Raw genomic sequence first — 16,546 nt, 5'->3', positions numbered from 1 at the left:
GTTAACCGTTCAGTTTTTCTCAATGATGGAGCAATTTTAATCGATTGTGGCGAAAAGGCCAGACGCGCATCATTTCTGCACAGCGGCAGCCAGCCCAATAACGCTGACTGCCAGGTTGTCACATTGATTCTGACGCTGGAGCACACTGGAATGATTAAAGTCACCAATCCTGCCGACGGCAGCCTCGTCGGCGAAGCACCGTTCATGCGCCACGACGAGGTCGCGGCCGCTATCGATCGCACCTGTGCCGCGTTTCCGGCATGGGCGGCAAAAAGCGCGAAACAGCGCAGCGACCTGTTGCGCGGCTGGTACGATCTGGTACGCGCCGATAAGCACCTGTTTGCTGAACTGATGGTCAGGGAGAACGGCAAATGCCTGAGCGAAGCGCTGGGCGAAATCGAGTACGGTCTCGGCTTTATTGAGTGGTATGCGGAAGAGGCCAAACGCGTCAACGGTGATACCCTGCCGTCGCACGATGCTAACGCCTCCGTGCTGGTAGTAAAAGAGCCGGTCGGCCCGACCGCGGCCATCACACCGTGGAACTTCCCGTTTATGATGATCACCCGCAAAATCGCTACCGCGCTGGCCGCAGGCTGCACCATGATCATCAAACCGGCAGAAGAGACGCCGCTTACCGCGTATAAACTGCTGGAGTATGCACGTCAGGCCGGTATTCCCGCTGGCGTGTTTGAGATGGTGACCGGCGATCCGCAAGCCATCGGCGAAGCTTTTACCAGCGATACGCGCATCCATAAAATCTCCTTCACGGGATCTACCCGCGTCGGCAAACTGCTGGCGCAGCAGTGCGGGGCCACGCTGAAAAAGATGACCATGGAGCTGGGCGGCAACGCGCCGTTTATCGTGTTCGCCGACAGCCCGCTGGAAGAGAGCGTGGCCGGGCTGGTCAGCGCCAAACTGCGTAACTCCGGCCAGGTGTGTATTTCGCCTAACCGCATCTTTGTGCATGACGCGATTTACGATGCCTTTGTGCAGCAACTGGTGAAAACAGTCAGTGAGATCCGTGTCGATCAGGGTATGCAGCAGGAATTTGTGGTTGGCCCGCTGATTAACCGCATGGCGCTCGATAAAGTCACCGCGCTGGTGGACGATGCGGTTGCACAGGGGGCGACGCTGCGCCTCGGCGGCAAGCCACACGCGAAGGGCGGGTTGTTCTATGAGCCGACCATCCTGTGCGATCTGGACGCCTCGTTTGCCGTGCACAACACCGAGATTTTCGGACCGGTGTTTGCCCTGTACCGTTTCAGTGATGAAGAGCAGGTGATTCGCTGCGCTAACGACACCGAATACGGTCTGGTGGCCTATGCGTGGACGCGGGACGTTGGCCGTGCTTTCCGCCTGTCGAAAAAACTAGAAGCCGGCATGGTGATCCTCAATTCCGGCTCAGTCGGTACGGCATCAGTGCCGTTTGGCGGTATCAAGCACTCCGGCTACGGCCGTGAGGGCGGCCATTACGGTATTGAAGAGTATGTGCAGGTAAAATATGTGCTGATGGCGGGACAACACCGCTAATCACGCTGCTGGCGCGGCGGCGACCCAGCCGGGATGCCGCCGCACCGCGCGTTAGTATTCCACCTCCGCATCAGGCTGTGCGCCGTTATTGCGGATCAACTGCTGATACCAGAAAAAGCTCTTCTTGCGATAGCGCGCCAGATCGCGCAGATCGTGTTCATCGCGGTTAACGTAGATAAAGCCGTAACGTTTGCTGATGCCCTGATGGGTGCTGACCAGATCGATGGCCGACCACGGACAGTAGCCAAACAGCTCGACGCCATCGGCAATTGCCAGCCGCAGCTGGGCGATATGCTCACGCAGATAGGCGATGCGATAGTCGTCATACACTTTGTTGCCCGCCTCCAGCGTGTCGAACGCACCGAGACCGTTTTCTGTCACAATCAGCGGCAGGCGATAGCGCGCGTAGATCTCGCGCGCGGTAATGCGGAAACCGACCGGATCGATATACCAGCCAAACTGATTCTGCTGCAGATGCGGATTGTTGCAGCCGACGTACACTGATTTGTCGATGCCGGCCATCTGCTGGTCGGCCTGCTGCTTACTGTTCAGCTCACCGCGCGCGACCTCAGGCATGTCAGCACTGACGGTGGCCGATGCATAATAGTTGAAGGCGATAAAGTCCGGCTGGCCGGCGGCGATGGTCGCCATATCCTCCGCCTCAATGTGCGGCAGCCAGCCGCGCTGCTGCAGAAACGCCCACACCACGTTGTTGTAATGGCCGTGTACCGCCAGGTCGAGGTAGAGCCAGTTGCGGATCGCTGAAAAGTTATCGGCGGCCAGCACATCTTCCGGTCTGGCGCTGGCGGCATAGATACAGGAGATGTTCGGTGCCGGGCCAATTTTGGCCTGCGGCAAGCGCTGGTGACAGGCAATCATCGCTTTGGCCTGCGCCAGCATCATATGGTGATTCTGCTGATACAGCGTCTTCTGCGCATCCACCGTGCCGGCCGGCAGCGTGCCAATCACCTCGCCTTTGAGGATCATCATGTTCTGTTCATTGATGGTCAGCCAGTATTTCACCCGGTCACCATAGTGCTCGAAACAGGTGATGGCGAAGCGCTCAAAGGCGGCCACGGTGCGCCGGTTTGACCAGCCGCCATCCTGCTGCAGCGCCCACGGCAGGTCGAAGTGATAGAGCGTGACCAGTGGCTCAATGCCGTGGCGGCAAATTTCATCAATCAGCTGCTGATAAAACGCAATGCCCGCCGGATTCAGCTCGCCGTCTCCATGCGGATAGATGCGGCTCCAGGCGATGGAGAATCGATAGGTTTTCAGGCCAAGCTCCGCCAGCAGCGCGATATCTTCCCGGAAGCGATGATAGTGATCGCTGGTGACGGTGAAATCCGTCATCCCCTCAGGAAAATGGCCTTTATCGATCACCGACGGCCCTTTGCCGTCTTCGTTCCAGGCACCCTCAACCTGATACGCCGAGGTTGAAGCGCCCCACAGAAAGCCGTGCGGAAACGCACCGGGGTTAGGATGTTGCATACTGCCTCCTTGTTAGTCCGCAGCCAGCTCGCGCCGCAGCTGGATGATCTCTTCCGCCAGTTCGCGGCACAGCATGGCGTTCATCAGGTGATCCTGCGCATGTACCATGATCAGATTGACCGGAATTTTGCCGCAGCCTTCGTCGGCACCAATCAATTCGGTCTGGATACGGTGCGCGGCTCTGGCCGCCTCGCTGGCTTCGCTCAGCAACGCATCGGCGCGTGGCCACTCTTTGCGCCGCGCCGCGCGCAGCGCTTCCATCGAGCAGGAGCGCGCTTCTCCCGCCTGAATAATCAGTTCCATGACCGTGCTCTCATCAATTTCCATCATGCCTCCTTAACCGGTTGCGCTGCGGCAGCCTGCTCAAGCTCCTGCTGCAGCAGTTGCCGCTCATAAATTTTGAAAAACGGGTAGTAAATCAGCGTGGCGATGGTTACCAGCACGGCAATCAGCACGATGACGCGCCAGTCCCAGCCGGTCGACCAGGCCGCCCCGATCGGTGCCGGCGTGGTCCAGGGGGCCAGCGACACCACGTGGTTAATCAGGTGGGTTTTGGTGGCTGTCCAGGCGAGCGTGGCGTTGACTAACGGCGCGCAGATAAACGGAATGAACAGAATCGGGTTCATCACCACCGGCGAACCGAAGATGACCGGCTCGTTGATGTTGAACATGCTGGGCACAATGCTCAGCTTGCCAATCGAGCGCAGGTGCGCCGAGCGGCTGCGCAGGTAGAGCAGCACCAGCCCCATGGTGGAACCGGAGCCGCCAATAACGATGAAAAACTGCCAGAACGGCTCGATAAACACGTGCGTGATCGGCTCACCGGCGTTGAGCGCCTGCTGGTTGAGGCCAAGGTTAGTCAGCCAGAACGCCTGCAGAATGCCGCCGACAATCACCGCACCGTGAATGCCGGCGAACCACAGCATGTGACACAGCAGCACCGCCACCAGCACCGCCGGTAACGAATCCGAGGCGGAGATAATCGGTGCGAACAGCGCCATGATCGCCTGCGGCAGCAGCAGGCCAAACTGCGCCTGCACCCACAGGCTGAGCGGAAACAGCGTGATGAAGATGGCGATGATCGGGATCAGCAGATCGAACGACTGACGAATTTTGGGCGGCACCTGCTCCGGCAGCTTAAAGCCGATGTTGTGCTTTTGCAGGAAGTGCATCAGCTCAGTGGCGAACAGCGCCACCAGAATCGCGGTGAAAATGCCCTCGCCGCCGAGTGAGCCAACCGGCAGCGTGCCGTTGCTCTGGGGCGCTGCCACCACCAGAAACGCCATCAGCGCCAGGCTGGCCGCCATAAAGCCGTTCATCTTGTAGCTGTTCGCCAGGTTATAGGCGATGGCGCTGGCGATATACAGCGCCATGATGCCCATGGTCATGTTATACGGCATCATGATTTGCGCTTCATGCGCGCGCACCATACCGAGCCACCACTGGGCAAACGCCCATGAGCTGTCAGCTGAGAACGGCGGATGGGCAAACAGCAGCATAAACGAGCCCACAATCAGAAACGGCATCGAGGCGATAAATCCATCGCGGATGGCGATCACATGGCGCTGGCTGGAGAGGCGTCCGGCCAGCGGGCTGATGCGGTTTTCAATCACACCAAATAACGATTCGCTTATGCTGCTCATCGGCGAGCTCCTTGCATCAGGCAACAACAGAATAAGCCTGTGCAATAGCGCACAGGCGTAAGCAATTATTTTATTTTCGTAACAATCGTCAGGCGTGAATCAGCTTTAGCGAATCATCTAATATTTTCGCGCCATTCATCATGCCGTAATCCATGCTATTAATCACAGTGATAGGCTTATTTAGCTGCTGCGCCAGCGGCTGGAAGTCCGCCAGTTTGTATTTAATCTGCGGCCCGAGCAGGCAACAGTCAAAGTTCGCGATCTGATCGTTAAACTCTTCAATGCCAACGGCTTTTATCTCAACCTCGACGCCCTTCTCTTTGGCGGCCTTCTCCATTTTCTGCACCACCATGCTGGTGGACATCCCGGCGGCGCAGCAGAGTAGAATCTTTGGCATCATTCAATCCTCAGTGTGGGGTTTAATTAACGAATACCCGTGCTAAAGATTTTCTGCAACCGGTTTCAGATTTGCGTTACGGATCTGTGAGAAATATCAAAAAGCGCGCTGCAAATTTAATCGGGATGCAATAATAAACGGAAGAGATTATGTGAAAGTCGGGGAACAGTGGCGCGGCCAGACACAGCGCGCCACCGGGGGCAGAACGTCAGGAGATGGCGGAATCTTTTTGCTTGTCGGCTTCGAAGTGTGCCTTGAACTGCTCGTAGATGGAGATCATATTGGAAGCATCGCCGTGCAGCGGGCTCAGTTTACCGGCGCGCACCAGTTCGATGACCAGTTGCAGGGCGGCCTGTTTTGGGCTGCTGGCCGGATGGGCAATTTCATGAGACATCAGATATCACTCCTTATTGTTGTCAGTGCCGCACAGTTTAGCCCAGATTGTGCTGCTAATGGGCGTGGCGCTGGTTATCATCATCCTGTTCGGACAAAAAAGCCGCTCAGGCTGTTCATTGACGCCTGAGGCGTTTAGCTATACTGGATCAAAAAAAGGAACACACAGCCACGCATTCCGTACCACGGGAATGGTGCAGAAGGAGTCGGTTATGTTGATTGGTTTTGTCTTGTTAGTGAGCGCCTGCGGCCACGATGCCTGTGATGCCCTGCCGGTGTCGGAGCGGATTTACCCCACGAAAGTGGCCTGCGAACAGATGGCCGATCGCATCCATAAAGTCCGGCCGAACGTGGTGCTGCTTTGTGGGGAAGTGCACCGTTAATTCGGTGCCAGTGCGTCATCAATTGCATAAAAAACAGCCAGACGGCATTGCAACCTGGGCCCGCAGCGTTCAAAATATAAGCTGCTTTACACTATTACAGTTGTGAATCCCATGAAAAAAACTCGCCCCCGTCGTCCCAACGGACGCTGGGTTTATTACATTTTGTATGACGGCATTCTCTGGCCCTGTCCGGTGCGCTGGGAGTGGGAGAGCGGCTTCGGCGGCTGGCTGCCGTTTTACTATTCGCCCACCTTTGAATTTGTTGCGGGCGATCCGCGCAAGGCCTACCGCATTGCGCGCAGCAGCGTGCGCAATCTGCGCCAGCATGAGCATGACGGCGAATATGCCTGAGGCGTCAGAATTGCCACGGCAGCCACGAGGCCGTCAGCAGGTAGTGCACCAGTTCCAGCACCAGAATAATCATCACCAGCACCCCGAGCTTGTGGCGGCATATCCAATCCTTTAGCCCCATATCATCGCCGCCCAGCGAATCAGCATCAGCGCGCCGCAGATGCACAGCAACACCACAATCATCTTCCAGTGTTTTGTCGCAGCCAGTTTTTTTGCCACGTCTCCTCCAGACAGCAGAAAGCAACGATGCGCCCGCAGGCGCATCGCATAGTCTACCGCTGGTCACCCGTGAGGGCGATTAATTATTCAGCGTATAGTCGAGGGTGATTTCGGCATTCAGCACCTGAGACACCGGGCAGCCGGCTTTGGCTTTCTGAATGATTTCATCGAATTTGGCATCATCGATGCCCGGCAGCGCAATGGTGCTGTTGAGGGCAATTTTGGTGATGGCGAAGCCGTCGCCCTTTTTGTCCAGTGAAACATCGGCGGTGGTGTCGATGCTTTTCGGTGGATGACCGGCCTGGCCCAGCATCAGCGACAGCGCCATGGAGAAGCAGGCGGCGTGTGCCGCGCCAATCAGCTCTTCCGGATTGGTGCCCTTCTCGCCTTCAAAACGGGTGTTAAAACCGTATGGCTGGTTGCTGAGCACGCCGCTTTCAGTGCTAACCGTACCTTTGCCTTTGATGTCGCCTTCCCAATGGGCCGATCCTTTCTTATGAATGGTCATGTCATTCCTCCTGTTAGTCAGACAGCTATTCAGTATAGACAAGAGCCGGCGCTTTGCCTGGCTTAGCGCACCGCGTGTGGGCGCGCCGGGCTGAGTCCGGCTTCGCTCAGCAGCGCATTCGCCTGCACCAGCGAATCCTGCGTGATGTCCGCAATGGTTTTCGCGCCGGTCAGCGTCATCGCCACCCTCATCTCTTTCTCAACCAGACTCAGCAGATTCTCCACGCCGCGCTGGCCGTGCGTCGCCAGCGCATAGATAAACGCGCGTCCCAGCAGCACGCTGTCAGCCCCCAGCGCGATCATGCGCACCACATCCAGCCCGTTACGAATGCCGCTGTCGGCCAGAATGGTGATGTCGCCCTTTACCGCGTCGGCGATGGCCGGCAGCGCGCGCGCCGACGACAGCACGCCATCCAGCTGACGTCCGCCGTGGTTGGAGACCACGATGCCATCGGCGCCAAAACGCACCGCATCGCGCGCATCTTCCGGGTCGAGAATGCCTTTGATCACCATCGGCCCTTCCCAGAATTCGCGAATCCACTCCAGATCCTGCCACGAGATCGACGGGTCGAAATTTTTCGCCAGCCAGCCGATATAATCTTCCAGTCCGGTAGGGTTACCGAGGTACGTGGAGATATTGCCGAGATCGTGCGGACGCCCGTGCAGCCCGACGTCCCACGCCCACTGCGGATGGGTGACCGCCTGCCAGTAACGGCGCAGCGCGGCATGCGGGCCGCTCATGCCGGAGTGCGCATCGCGGTAGCGCGCGCCCGGCGTCGGCATATCGACGGTGAACACCAGCGTCGAGCAGCCTGCCGCTTTGGCCCGCTCCAGCGCGTTGCGCATAAAGCCGCGATCGCGCAGCACATACAACTGAAACCACATCGGACGGTTAATCGCCGGTGCCACCTCTTCTATCGGGCACAGCGACACCGTCGACAGGGTAAACGGAATGCCGCGATTGGCTGCCGCACGCGCCGCCTGCACTTCACCGCGTCGCGCGTACATGCCGCACAGGCCGACCGGCGCCAGCGCCACCGGCATCGACAATGTTTCATTAAACAGCCGCGTTTCCAGACTCAGCTCAGCCATGTTTTTCAGCACGCGCTGACGCAGCGCCACGTCAGAGAGATCGGCCACGTTGCGCTTCAGGGTATGTTCTGCGTAGGCCCCGCCGTCCAGATAGTGAAACAGGAATGGCGGCAGGATACGTTGCGCCGCGGCGCGATAGTCACTGGCAGCAGAAATAATCATCAGTTGTCTTCCTTACGGGTAACCTGCGTGGCGCCCGGTAACCGCGTGATGCGGGCCTGGCGCGCTTCGTCTTCATGCAGCGTTTTCATGGTGGTGTGAACAAAGCCGAGGTGATCCATCGCCGCCTGGCGCGCCGCGTCGGCGTCGCCCGCCATCACCGCATCGAACATCGCCTGATGCTGGGCGTTGAGCTGGTTAAAAATCACCGGCTGGGTGTACATACGCTGGCGGCTGTGCAGCACGGAGGATTGCAGCAGATCGAAAAATCCGCGCATGGTCTGCAGCAGCACCAGATTATGCGAGGCTTCGGCAATGGCGAGGTGGAAGCGCAGATCCGCCTGCGCGGCCAGTTCGGGATCGTCGCAGTCGTTCATTTGTATCAGCGCGTCAAAGGCATAGCGCAGCCGCTCTTTATCCGCCTCGGTGGCGCGCTGCGCGGCGTGCCAGGCGGTGCTGGCCTCAATCGCGTGGCGCGCCTCAAGAATATCCCAGCGGTAGTCAGGATCGGCGGCCAGCAGCTGGCGAATCGGCTCGACGATGCGCTGTTCTGACCACGGCTCCTGCGGCTCGCACAGCCAGGTGCCACCGCCGCGTTTACTGATCAGCACGCCACTGCTGATCAGCTGCTGGATGGCCTCACGCACCGACGAGCGCGACGCACCGAAGCGGGCGGCCAGCGCACGCTCCGAAGGTAAACGCATGCCGGGTTTCAGCTGATGCTCTTCAATCCAGGCGCTAAGACGCGCGCGCAGCGTATCCGCCAGCCGCGGTGTGGGTTCAGTCATGGAATCATCCAGGTAAAGACATACGCCTGCAGTGTGGTGATCACGCCGACCATACAGGTAAAAATCAGGCTGTGTTTAACGGTAAACCGGAACAGATCGGACTCGCGCCCCACCAGCCCCACGGCGGCGCAGGCGATGGCGATCGACTGCGGCGAAATCATTTTACCGGTGACGCCACCGGTGGTATTGGCAGCCACCAGCAGCACATCCGACACACCAATCTGCTGCGCGGTGGTCGCCTGCAGCGCGGCGAACAGCGCGTTGGAAGAGGTATCGGAGCCGGTCAGAAAGACGCCCAGCCAGCCGAGGAACGGCGAGAAGAAGGTGAAGGCCTGACCGGTGTGCGCCAGCGCCAGGGCCAGCGTGGCCGACAGCCCGGAATAGTTTGAGATGAACGCAAAGGCCAGCACCATGCCGATGGAGTAGATCGGCAGCGCCAGCTCCTTCAGGGTTTCGCCAAAGGTGCGCAGCGCCGCCGCCGGCTTCATGCGCAGGAAAATCACCGAAATCACCGCCGCCAGCAAAATCGCAGTGCCGGTAGCGGAAACCACGTCAAATTTGAACAGCGCCGCATACGGCGTTGCTGCGCTCACCACCGGCGGCATGCGTGCCACCAGCTCGTGCAGCAGCGGCACCGGCACGCTAAACACCCACTCATACAGCGCGCCGCCCTTAGCGAACAGCGCTTTAAACGGCGGAATACTCCACAGCGTAACGGTCGCGGTAAGGAACAGGAACGGCATCCAGGCACGCACAATCTGCGCCAGCGTGTAGCGTTGCGTCCCTGAGGGCGCAGTCTCTGGCGCGGGCTCTTTAAAGCGGAAGATGCGCACCGGCTGCCAGCGGCGCAGAAACAGCGTCAGGCAGATCAGCGAAGCCAGCGACGAAATAATGTCCGGCAGCTCCGGGCCAAGGAAGTTAGAGCTGAGGTACTGGGCGATGGCAAACGAGCCGCCGGCCACCATCACCGCCGGCCAGGTCTCTTTGATGCCGCGCCAGCCATCCATGATCGCCATGATCCAGAACAGCACGATGAGGGTGAGAAACGGCAACTGGCGTCCCGCCATCTGGCCAATCTGGAAGCTGTCCAGCCCGGTGACCTGACCGGCGACGATGATCGGAATCCCCATCGCGCCGAATGCCACCGGCGCGGTATTGACGATCAGGCACAGGCCGGCGGCATAGAGCGGATTAAAGCCCAGCCCGACCAGCAGTGCGGCGGTGATCGCCACCGGTGCCCCAAAGCCTGCCGCGCCCTCTAAAAACGCGCCAAACGAAAAGCCGACGATCAGCATCTGCAAACGCTGGTCTGGCGTGATGGAGAGAATCGAGGCGCGAATGATATCGAACTGGCCGGTTTTCACCGAGATCTTGTAGACAAACACCGCCGCCACGATGATCCAGGCAATCGGCCACAGGCCGTATAAAAAACCATACGCCACCGACGCCAGCGCCTGGGGCACCGGCATGCCGTACAGCAACAGCGCCACCAGCAGCGCCAGCACCACGGTGATCGTACCGGCCTGATAGCCCTTCAGCTTGAGCTTAATCAGCGCGAAGAAGAAAAAAACAATCGGGATCACCGCCACCAGGCTGGATAGCCACAAATTGTTGAGCGGATCGTAGTTTTGTTGCCACACCTGCATGCCGTTTCTCCAGAGGTCACCAGAGGGATGCGGCGCATCGGCAAAAGCAGGCGTGCGCCGCAGATTGTTGCCCGGTTCCGCACCACAATTGGTAGGACCACATTGCGGCTGACGGGCTTTCTGGCTCCAGATAGTTAATGCATTGTTAACCCAAAGCAACGCGGCAGGCGTGATTTTTCGTGTTATGTGACCATGTGGCTACATTTTTATAACATTGGTAGGACCAGTTAGCATGCAGCAGAACCAAAGGCGCGTGCATAGCTGCGCGGGTGAAAGCGCAGATTGAGCCCGATCAGCCCCAGCGTCACGACGCCCTGCATCAGCCAGACGCTGGCAAAGCTGTGGGTGAGCACCTGCAGCTGACCGGCAATAAACGGCATGCAGCCGGCGATGATGAATCCTGCGCCCTGCATGAAGGCCACCAGCCGCGCGCCTGCCTGCGGCTGCGGCAGATGATCGAGCGCCAGCACCATCGCCAGCGGGAACGCGGCACCGAGACCGAAGCCGGCGATGGCGGCCCACAGCCACGGCGCCAGCAGCGGCGCAAAAAGAAACCCGCTCATCCCGGCCAGCTGACACAGCAGACTGACAATCAGCTGCGGACGGCGATCGGCACCGCGCGCCAGCAGCGGCATCAGCAGCGCGCCGGCAACCTGGCTCAGAATCATCACGCCCAGCAGCGAGCCGCCGGCCTGCGCCGACCAGCCCAGCCGGTGATACGCATCCGGCAGCCAGGCCACGCAGGTGGCATAGCCGCCGTTGACCAGGCCAAAGCTCAGCGCCAGCGACCAGGCGCGCGGCTTACGCCACAGCGGCGGCAGCGTTACCTGCGCGGCATCCGGCGCGGCAGGCACGCGCACCAGTAGCCACAGCAGGATAGCCAGCAGCACCGGCAGCGCCCAGCCGCTGAGCGCCAGCGGTACGTCAAGCTGCGCGCTGAGCCACGGCGACAGCGCAGCGCCCAGTCCGCCGCCGCCCATTAGCGCGCCCGCCCACAGCCCGGTGACCGCCGCGCTGCGCCGGCTAAAACGCTGTCGAATCAGTCCCGGCATCGCCATCTGCACCACGCCGACGCCGATGCCAGCAAACAGTGCGCTGAGCACCAGCCCGCTGCCGCTGTCGATTACGCCGCGCGCCGCCAGCGCCAGCAGCAGCAGCGTCAGCCCGGCCAGCAGTAAGGGCTTTAAGGCCACGCGCTGCATCAGCCTGGCGCTGAACAGCGCCACCGCGCCCATCATCACCATCGGCACCGCCGGCAGCAGCGAGGCGGCCAGCCCTGACAGATGCAGGCTGTGGCGCAGCTGGCCCAGCAGCGGACTGACCGAGGTCAGCAGCGGGCGCATGTTCAGCCCTGCCAGCACCAGCGCAGCCAGCGTTAACGTATTGGCATGTCGGTTCATAACCCATCCTGCAGTGAAAAGGTTGTCAGCATCGCAGCAGACAGTACTATTTGGAAATGAAATAACACCATGATGGGCAGTGGATAAATGAATCGTCAGCCAATGTTTACGCCGCAGCAGCTATTGAGCTTTGTGGCGGTGTGCGAGACCGCCAGCTTTACCCGCGCCGCCGAGCGTGTGCACCTGTCGCAGTCGACGGTCAGTCAGCAGGTACGGCGACTGGAAGAGATGGTGGGTAAAGCGCTGTTACAGCGCACCTCACATCAGGTGGCGCTGACCGAAGAGGGAGAAAAATTGCTCGGCTACGCGCGGCGCATCATCGCCCTTAACGGCGAAGCGCACGATGTGCTGAGCGATAAGTGGCGCGACGGCATTGTGCGCATTGGTGTGCCGGAGGATTTTGCCGCCCCGACCGCCAGCCTGCTGGCCGGATTCAGCCGACAGCATCCGCAGCTGCGTCTTGACGTGATGAGCGGCATGTACGTCGATTTGCATCGCGCATGGCAGCGTGAAGAGCTGGATCTGATGCTGATCAAGCAGCCGGGCGGCGATCGCCCGCTGGCCGCCCGGCCCGAGCCGCTGCTGTGGCTGGACAGTGCTGAACATCCCTGCTTTGACCAGACGCCGCTGCCGCTGGTGGTGTTTCCGCAGCAGGGGCTGTATCGCGAAGAGATGTGTCAGACGCTGGATGCGCTCGGCCGCAGCTGGCGCATCAGCTACAGCAGCGCCAGCCTGGTGGCCCTCGCCAGCGCCAGCGCCGCTGGTCTCGGCCTGACGCTGCTGCCCGCCAGCTGCCGCCTGCCCGGTCACCGCGTGCTGGGCAGCGCTGAGGGTTTACCGGTGATCAGCCATTTCGAGCTGGCGCTGTTCTGCCGTAAGCCGCAGGATGCGCTACAACAGGCACTGGCCGCTGCGCTGGTGCAATTCTGCCAGCTACAGTGGCAGTGATTTTTCCACTGCCAGGCAGTGGGAAATATCGCAGCGCGGCGGCGTCGGTTTTGCCAGATTAGGTTTTTTCCTTTTGCCTGGAGTTTCCGATGCCTCTGACCGCTTCCAGCCGACGTGATTTCCTTAGCCACGGCGTGCGCCTTACTGCCGCAGGCAGCCTGATGATGGCTGGCATGAGCAGCGCCGCCCGCCCCGACACACCACCGGTCTCGTCCACACCGCCGCCTGCCGTGGCGCACTATCAGCTGCTGAATGTGCGCCTCGAAGAGGGATTTGAGCGCGACGGCGCGGAGATAGTCGCCACCCGCACCGCGCTGTACGACATCACCATTAAAGAAGGCAAGTTCAGCGCCATTAGCGCCGCCGGCCAGGCGCGCCAGCCTGCCGTGCCGCAGTGGGATGCCGGCGGTGCGCTGCTGCTGCCGCGCACGCGGGACATGCATATCCATCTGGATAAAACCTTCTACGGCGGACCGTGGCAGGCACCGCGCCCGCGGCAGGGCAAGACCATCATGGATATGATTGCGCGCGAGCAGGTGCTGATTCCCCAGCTGTTGCCAACCTCGCAGGCGCGCGCCGAAGCGCTGATTGGCCTGCTGCAAAGCAAAGGCAGCACCGAAGCGCGCAGCCACTGCAACATCGATCCAGTCAGTGGCCTGAAAAGTCTCGAACATCTGCAGCTGGCGCTGGCCAACCATCCGGCGTTTCGCTGTGAGATCGTCGCCTTTCCGCAGCATGGTTTGCTGCATTCGCAGGTCGATGGTCTGATGCGTGAGGCGATGCAGCTCGGCGTGCAGTATGTCGGTGGGCTGGATCCCACCAACGTGGATGGTGCCATGCAGGCTTCGCTTGATGCGATGTTCCGCATCGCGCTCGATTACGATCGCGGCGTGGACATTCATCTGCATGAGACCAGCGCCGCCGGCGTGGCAGCCATTCAGTACATGATCGCCACCATCGCCCGTAACCCGCAGCTGAAAGGCAAAGTGACGCTGAGCCACGGTTTCGCGCTCGCCACGCTGGAAGGTAAGGCGCTGGATGAAATTATCGCCGGCATGGCCGAACAGCAGATGAGCGTGGCGTCGACGATTCCGATCGGCAAACTGACGATGCCACTGCCGCAGTTGCAGGCGGCGGGCGTGACGGTGATGACCGGCACCGACAGCGTGATCGATCACTGGTCGCCATTCGGCACCGGCAGCATGCTGGAGAAAGCCAATCTGTATGCCCAGCTGTATCGCGGATCGGATGAGTTTGGCCTGAGCCGCGCGCTGCATATCGCCACCGGCGGCATTCTGCCGCTCGCCAATAGCGGTGAGCGCCAGTGGCCGCAGCTGCAGGATGAAGCCAGTATGATGCTGGTCGACGCCAGCTGCTCGGCGGAAGCCGTGGCGCGCATTGCGCCGGTGCGCGCTACGTTCCAGCGCGGCACGCCGGTATTCAGCGCCTGAAGGCGCATTGCAGCCAGCATCAGCACGCCAGTTCCGGCCACAAAAAAGCCTCCCGCAGGAGGCTTTGGAAGATGACACCGGCGCGGCAAGCCCGATGATAATGCTGGATTTAAGACAACATCTGAATCGCCAGCGCATACAGGCGCTGGTGCTCATCGTCATTAACAGGCTCTTCTTCCGCATAACAGGCAATCATGGAGCTGACTTTATCGGAGGATAACGTCTCTCCATGCAGATGCAGCGTTAGCACGGCGCGGCCGACGATTTTCAGAACGTCTTCGTTTTGTCCCTGGACATAGTGACTCAATGAGGTGACCTCTGAAGTAATTATTAATTGCCAAATGGCGCGCTAAATATAAAGCAAAGCGGTTAGGATTTTTACTCAGATTTTCCGCATAACGCGTAACATATAAGCGAAATATCACTGAAAATCACCGCAACGTGCCGCGATAATGCCGTATCGCTGCGGCTAATATCATTTTTTCCCTCGAAAAAGCGTTTTTACCGTTCGTGCTGCCTCGTGTGAAATTCGAAACATTCATTAAAACTTTGCGATAGTTGCACCTCATCATTGACCTGACAAAGCGCAACGGCTGACTAATTTCTCTGCGTGATTATTACCGTAATTGCCGTTGCCGATAGGCCGCCTTTCTGCCAGACTGGCCGCCGCTATTCCTGCTACTACCTGAGATGCTCCTGTGACTGCTTTTTCTACCCTGACGCAACTGCCTGCCAGCCAGCTCGACAACCTGCGCGAGATGGGCTTCGACGCCATGACGCCGATTCAGGCCGCTTCCCTGCCGGCCATCCTTAGCGGACGCGATGTGCGGGCGCAGGCGCAAACCGGCAGCGGTAAAACCGCCGCCTTCGGTATTGGCGTGCTGAACCGCATCGACAGCGGGCGTTTTCATACCCAGGCGCTGGTGCTGTGCCCGACGCGTGAACTGGCCGACCAGGTCAGCAACGTGCTGCGTCAGCTGGCGCGCTTCACCCGCAACATCAAGATCCTGACGCTGTGCGGCGGCCAGCCAATGAGCGCGCAGCGCGATTCGCTGGTGCATGCGCCGCATATTGTGGTCGGCACGCCGGGGCGCATCCTCGATCATCTCAAGCGTGACAATCTCGATTTAAGTCAGTTGCAGAGCCTGGTGCTGGACGAAGCCGATCGCATGCTGGAGATGGGTTTCCGCGACGATATGGAAGCCATCATTGGCTTTACGCCGGATTCGCGTCAGACGCTGCTGTTCTCCGCCACCTGGCCCGATACCATTGCCAGCCTGAGTCAGCGCTTTCAGCGCGATGCGCTGGCAGTAGCGACCGAAGCGCAGTCGGAACTGCCAGCGATTGAGCAGCAGTTTATTGAAACCAGCGCCAGCGAGCGTATCAATCTGCTCAGCGCTCTGCTCAGCCAGCAGCAACCGGCTTCCTGCGTGGTGTTCTGTAACACCAAACGGGAATGTGATGAGATTGCGGCCGCGCTCAACGATCGCCAGATCAGCGCGCTGGCGCTGCACGGCGATCTGGAACAGCGCGATCGCGAACGCGTGCTGATTCGCTTTGCCAACGGCAGCATCCGCGTGCTGATCGCCACCGACGTCGCCGCGCGCGGCCTCGACATTAAATCGCTGGCGCTGGTGGTTAACTTCCAGCTGGCGTGGGATCCGGAAGTGCACATCCACCGTATTGGCCGTACCGGCCGCGCCGGCGAACAGGGGCTGGCGGTCAGCTTTGTGGCGGCTGACGAAATGGTGCGCGCCCATGCGCTGGAAGATTACCTGCAGCAGAAGCTCAACTGGCAGCCGGCCAGCACGCTGAAAGGCAAAGGCGCACAGCCGCTGCCGGCGGCAATGATGACGCTGTGCATTGACGGTGGGCGTAAAGCCAAGATGCGTCCCGGCGATATTCTGGGCGCCCTGACCGGTGAAGCCGGTTTCAGCGGCGATCAGATCGGTAAAATCGATCTCACCCCGACCCATGCGTATGTCGCCATCGACGCCGCACAGGCGAAGAAAGCACTGATCAAGCTGAAAGAGGGCAAGATCAAAGGCAAAAGCGTGCGCGCGATTCTGCTGAAGTAACTGTCGTGAGCGTGAGGGCGATCGCCCTTACGCTAAATTTTCATCGCCCTTCCCTTCATTTTTTTCCTCC

The 16,546-nt window shown here is 59.9% G+C and carries 18 protein-coding genes; 6 read left to right on the top strand and 12 right to left on the bottom strand.

Annotated elements, in window-relative coordinates; all coding sequences use genetic code 11:
• Positions 1–150 precede the first annotated feature (150 nt).
• Positions 151–1,530 (top strand): NAD-dependent succinate-semialdehyde dehydrogenase, encoded by a 1,380-nt coding sequence (locus tag F3J41_RS00420; protein WP_021507244.1) that lies wholly within the window; start codon positions 151–153, stop codon positions 1,528–1,530.
• 51 nt (positions 1,531–1,581) lie between these two features.
• Here F3J41_RS00420 and F3J41_RS00415 read toward each other — a convergent pair whose 3' ends face one another.
• From F3J41_RS00415 to F3J41_RS00395, 5 genes are all read right to left on the bottom strand, one after another.
• Positions 1,582–3,021: a glycoside hydrolase family 1 protein gene (locus F3J41_RS00415; RefSeq protein ID WP_166709660.1), complete on the bottom strand. Its 1,440-nt coding sequence runs from the start codon at positions 3,019–3,021 to the stop codon at positions 1,582–1,584.
• A gap of 12 nt (positions 3,022–3,033) precedes the next feature.
• Complete coding sequence (locus F3J41_RS00410) at positions 3,034–3,348, bottom strand: PTS lactose/cellobiose transporter subunit IIA (RefSeq protein ID WP_010618140.1); 315 nt, start codon at positions 3,346–3,348, stop codon at positions 3,034–3,036.
• Positions 3,348–4,664, bottom strand: coding sequence for a PTS sugar transporter subunit IIC (locus tag F3J41_RS00405; protein WP_021507246.1), 1,317 nt, complete (start codon positions 4,662–4,664; stop codon positions 3,348–3,350). Before F3J41_RS00405 ends, F3J41_RS00410 begins: the two co-directional genes overlap by 1 nt.
• Positions 4,665–4,752: 88 nt before the next feature.
• Positions 4,753–5,061: a PTS sugar transporter subunit IIB gene (locus F3J41_RS00400; RefSeq protein WP_031279665.1), complete on the bottom strand. Its 309-nt coding sequence runs from the start codon at positions 5,059–5,061 to the stop codon at positions 4,753–4,755.
• Between the two features lie 208 nt (positions 5,062–5,269).
• The gene (locus F3J41_RS00395; RefSeq protein ID WP_021507248.1) at positions 5,270–5,455 is read right to left on the bottom strand and encodes a hypothetical protein; all 186 of its coding nucleotides are present in this window, start codon (positions 5,453–5,455) and stop codon (positions 5,270–5,272) included.
• 58 nt (positions 5,456–5,513) lie between these two features.
• On the opposite strand from F3J41_RS00395, the gene F3J41_RS00390 reads away from it, so the two are divergent.
• Positions 5,514–5,837, top strand: a complete 324-nt coding sequence (locus tag F3J41_RS00390; protein WP_166709607.1) for a hypothetical protein — start codon at positions 5,514–5,516, stop codon at positions 5,835–5,837.
• A gap of 111 nt (positions 5,838–5,948) precedes the next feature.
• Complete coding sequence (locus tag F3J41_RS00385; protein ID WP_021507249.1) at positions 5,949–6,188, top strand: hypothetical protein; 240 nt, start codon at positions 5,949–5,951, stop codon at positions 6,186–6,188.
• Between the two features lie 111 nt (positions 6,189–6,299).
• On the opposite strand, the gene yniD is transcribed toward F3J41_RS00385, so the two are convergent.
• The 6 genes from yniD to F3J41_RS00360 form a co-directional block, all read right to left on the bottom strand.
• The gene (gene yniD, locus F3J41_RS23365) at positions 6,300–6,407 is read right to left on the bottom strand and encodes a small membrane protein YniD (protein ID WP_021507251.1); all 108 of its coding nucleotides are present in this window, start codon (positions 6,405–6,407) and stop codon (positions 6,300–6,302) included.
• Positions 6,408–6,486: 79 nt separating this feature from the next.
• A complete protein-coding gene (locus tag F3J41_RS00380; RefSeq protein ID WP_021313986.1) occupies positions 6,487–6,915 on the bottom strand; it encodes an OsmC family protein in 429 nt (142 codons plus the stop codon).
• Between the two features lie 62 nt (positions 6,916–6,977).
• Positions 6,978–8,168 (bottom strand): FMN-dependent L-lactate dehydrogenase LldD, encoded by a 1,191-nt coding sequence (lldD, locus tag F3J41_RS00375; protein ID WP_088516211.1) that lies wholly within the window; start codon positions 8,166–8,168, stop codon positions 6,978–6,980.
• Complete coding sequence (gene lldR, locus F3J41_RS00370; RefSeq protein WP_058775192.1) at positions 8,168–8,953, bottom strand: transcriptional regulator LldR; 786 nt, start codon at positions 8,951–8,953, stop codon at positions 8,168–8,170. The genes lldD and lldR overlap by 1 nt, the downstream gene beginning before the upstream one ends.
• Entirely contained in the window at positions 8,950–10,599 is a 1,650-nt protein-coding gene (gene lldP, locus F3J41_RS00365; RefSeq protein ID WP_166709658.1) for an L-lactate permease, read from the bottom strand. Before lldP ends, lldR begins: the two co-directional genes overlap by 4 nt.
• 227 nt (positions 10,600–10,826) lie before the next feature.
• Positions 10,827–11,999 (bottom strand): cyanate transporter, encoded by a 1,173-nt coding sequence (locus F3J41_RS00360; RefSeq protein ID WP_150058515.1) that lies wholly within the window; start codon positions 11,997–11,999, stop codon positions 10,827–10,829.
• Positions 12,000–12,086: 87 nt separating this feature from the next.
• On the opposite strand from F3J41_RS00360, the gene F3J41_RS00355 reads away from it, so the two are divergent.
• Both F3J41_RS00355 and F3J41_RS00350 read left to right on the top strand, forming a co-directional pair.
• On the top strand, positions 12,087–12,947 hold the full coding sequence (locus F3J41_RS00355; RefSeq protein ID WP_031279666.1) for a LysR family transcriptional regulator: 861 nt from the start codon (positions 12,087–12,089) through the stop codon (positions 12,945–12,947).
• An 89-nt stretch (positions 12,948–13,036) separates the two neighbouring features.
• Positions 13,037–14,398: an amidohydrolase family protein gene (locus F3J41_RS00350; protein WP_166709656.1), complete on the top strand. Its 1,362-nt coding sequence runs from the start codon at positions 13,037–13,039 to the stop codon at positions 14,396–14,398.
• Between the two features lie 109 nt (positions 14,399–14,507).
• On the opposite strand, the gene F3J41_RS00345 is transcribed toward F3J41_RS00350, so the two are convergent.
• Entirely contained in the window at positions 14,508–14,705 is a 198-nt protein-coding gene (locus tag F3J41_RS00345) for a hypothetical protein (protein ID WP_010618157.1), read from the bottom strand.
• 391 nt (positions 14,706–15,096) lie between these two features.
• Here F3J41_RS00345 and dbpA point away from each other — a divergent pair, with 391 nt between their 5' ends.
• Complete coding sequence (dbpA, locus tag F3J41_RS00340) at positions 15,097–16,476, top strand: ATP-dependent RNA helicase DbpA (protein ID WP_159377459.1); 1,380 nt, start codon at positions 15,097–15,099, stop codon at positions 16,474–16,476.
• Positions 16,477–16,546: the final 70 nt, after the last annotated feature.

The organism is Pantoea sp. Ap-870, assembly GCF_011752515.1.
Lineage (GTDB): Bacteria > Pseudomonadota > Gammaproteobacteria > Enterobacterales > Enterobacteriaceae > Pantoea > Pantoea dispersa.
This window is presented reverse-complemented; position numbering and strand designations above follow the sequence as displayed.